This window comes from Rhizobacter sp. P2_H2 (assembly GCF_056403375.1).
In genome coordinates this window covers 1-2,730 of record NZ_JBFUFP010000749.1, presented here as the reverse complement: position 1 = coordinate 2,730, position 2,730 = coordinate 1, and the positions used below count along the sequence as shown (strand labels likewise).

3 protein-coding genes are annotated in these 2,730 nt (G+C 66.7%); all 3 read left to right on the top strand.

Annotated elements, in window-relative coordinates:
• A partial coding sequence (locus AC1D15_RS25700; RefSeq protein ID WP_477828218.1) for a hypothetical protein occupies positions 1-455 on the top strand: 455 nt, incomplete at its 5' end.
• A 33-nt stretch (positions 456-488) separates the two neighbouring features.
• Positions 489-2,117, top strand: coding sequence for a phage tail sheath family protein (locus AC1D15_RS25695; RefSeq protein ID WP_477828217.1), 1,629 nt, complete (start codon positions 489-491; stop codon positions 2,115-2,117).
• Positions 2,118-2,183: 66 nt separating this feature from the next.
• Positions 2,184-2,642 (top strand): phage tail protein, encoded by a 459-nt coding sequence (locus tag AC1D15_RS25690; RefSeq protein ID WP_047505134.1) that lies wholly within the window; start codon positions 2,184-2,186, stop codon positions 2,640-2,642.
• The last annotated feature ends 88 nt before the right edge of the window (positions 2,643-2,730 follow it).

Below are 2,730 nucleotides of genomic sequence, written 5' to 3'. Positions count from 1 at the left end.
GGCCGCTGGTGTCGCAGTCGCTCGGGCACGCGTCGGGCAGCGGCGCCCGCCTGATGCCGCCGCTCGCGGTGCTGCGCGTGCCGCTGGCGGCCTTGCCGCCGGCACCGCTGCACTACACCGTGCGGCTCGCGGCGCGGGCGACGGTGTGGAAATACTGCCTGCACGGCGAGTGGCCCGAGCCGCAGCTGCAGGTCGTCGACCTGGCGAGCGGCGTCGAGTTCGACGAACCCGCGCCGGACCGTCTCGACAACGGCGCGCCGCTCGTGGCCATCCGTTCGCGGGCGCCGATCGCGCTCGCGCAGCGCAGCGAGCGTCGATTCCAGTTGCGCAGCCGCCAGCGCGGCGGCGACAAGGTGCTGGTCAAGCGTCTGCCGGTGGCGGCAGCGCAGTTCCTGGCCCGTGAGCAGATCGGCGGCGAAAGCCGCCTGGTCTCCGAGATCCATGTGCATCGCTAGTGTTTACAGGCTCTAACCGCAGAGGAGGCCGCAATGGCTATGAAGACCCCCGGCGTCTATATCGTCGAGAAGAATGCCTTTCCGAACTCGGTGGTCGAGGTGGCCACCGCGGTCCCGGCCTTCATCGGCTACACGCAGCGCGCCGAGAACGCGGGCAAGTCGCTGAACATGAAACCGTGGCGCATCGGTTCGATGGCGGAGTACCACCAGTACTTCGGCTTCGGGCCGGACCCGAAGTTCGGCATCGCCGAGAAGACCGATCCGAACCAGGTCGCCGCCTTCAAGGCCGGCGACAAGGAGTTCCTGCTGACCCAGGCCGACGGCAAGGAAGGCGGCCGCTTCCTGCTGTATTACGGGATGCTGCATTTCTTCCAGAACGGCGGCGGCCCGTGCTACGTGGTGTCGGTCGGCGAGTACGACAAGACGCCGCTGATCGAGCCCGACAAGCTGATGGCCGGCATCGAGCCGCTGGTGAAGGAGCAGGAGCCGACGATGGTCGTGGTGCCCGATGCGGTGCTGCTGTCGGCCAAGGACTGCATCTCGGTGCAGCAGGCGATGCTGCAGCACTGCGGCGGGCGCATGCGCAGCCGGGTCGCGATCCTCGACGTGTGGGGTGGGCACCTCGATCGCAAGAACGCGACCGGCGTCGACCCGATCGAGGGCTTCCGCGGTGCGCTGGGCGTGAACTTCCTCGATTTCGCGACGGCGTACTACCCGTGGGTCAACACGACGGTGGTGCAGGACAAGGACCTGGACTACACCCGCGTCGCCAACCCCGACGTGCTGATCCAGCTGCTGATGGCCGAGCTGGCGCTGCCGGCGCAGCTCGACCCGAAGACGCCGGCGCGCACCGCGCAGCAGTGGAAGGCGGTGCAGGACGTGAGCAAGACCGACGACCAGTGGACGACCGAGATCACGACCGACATCAACGCCTCGGACAAGAGTGACGACGAGAAGAAGAAGCTGCTCGACCCGGCCGCGCTGAAGGTGGCGGTGGAGACGCACAMGGCCTTGCTGAACAAGAGCCTGGGCGCGTCGAGCACCTTGTTCAACACCATCATGGCCGAGGCGCGCAACCGGTTGAACCTGATGCCGCCGTCGCCGGCGATGGCGGGCATCTACACGATGGTCGACAACACGCGCGGCGTCTGGAAGGCGCCGGCCAACGTGAGCCTGAACGGGGTGGTGTCGCCGGCGGTGACGATCTCGCACGAGGACCAGGAGGACCTGAACGTCACCACGCAGGGCAAGTCGATCAACGCGATCCGTTCGTTCATCGGCGAGGGCGTGCTGGTGTGGGGCGCGCGCACGCTGGACGGCAACAGCCTGGACTGGCGCTACATCAACGTGCGGCGCACGATGATCATGCTGGAGGAGTCGTGCCGCCTGGCGGCCAAGGCGATGGTGTTCGAGCCGAACGTGTCGAACACCTGGGTGACGATCAAGAGCATGGTCACCAACTTCCTGACCGGCATCTGGAAGCGCGGCGGCCTGGCCGGCGCGGTGCCGGACGACGCGTTCAGCGTGCACGTGGGGCTGGGCGAGACGATGACGCCCGAGGACATCCTCGAGGGGATCCTGCGCGTGACGGTGCTGGTGGCGATCAGCCGCCCGGCCGAGTTCATCGAGATCACCTTCCAGCAGCAGATGCAGAAGTCGTGATCGCGCGTTGGTGGCGATCTTCGACAAGCTTCACGAATCATCATTTGACCCTTCAGGAGGCAGACCATGGCAGACGACGGATCAGCGCAATCGACCACGGTGTGGCCGCTTCCCAAGTTCCGCTTCTCGGTGAAGTGGGATGCGGCGGAAATGCACTTCCAGGAAGTCTCCGGCCTCGACGTGGAGGCGCAGCCGATCGAGTACCGGCACGGTGACAGCCCGGCCTTCTCGGTGATCAAGATGCCCGGCATGAAGAAGTACAGCGACGTGACGATGAAGAAGGGCGTCTTCAAGTCCGACAACAAGCTGTGGGACTGGTTCAACGAGATCAAGATGAACGTCATCAAGCGCAAGCCGGTGACGATCAGCCTGCTCGATGAAGCAGGTGCTGCGACGATGGTGTGGACGCTGACGAACGCCTGGCCGACCAAGATCACCGGCACCGACCTGAAGGCGCAAGGCAACGAGGTGGCGGTGGAGACCATCGTGATCGCACACGAGGGGCTCACGATCGCCAACGCCTGATGGCGGAGGGCATCCCCGCGGCACCGCCGCTGCCGCCACCCGCGCCGCCGCTTCCCCCGGGGCCCTCGCGCGCGCCGGCGGCCCGCAC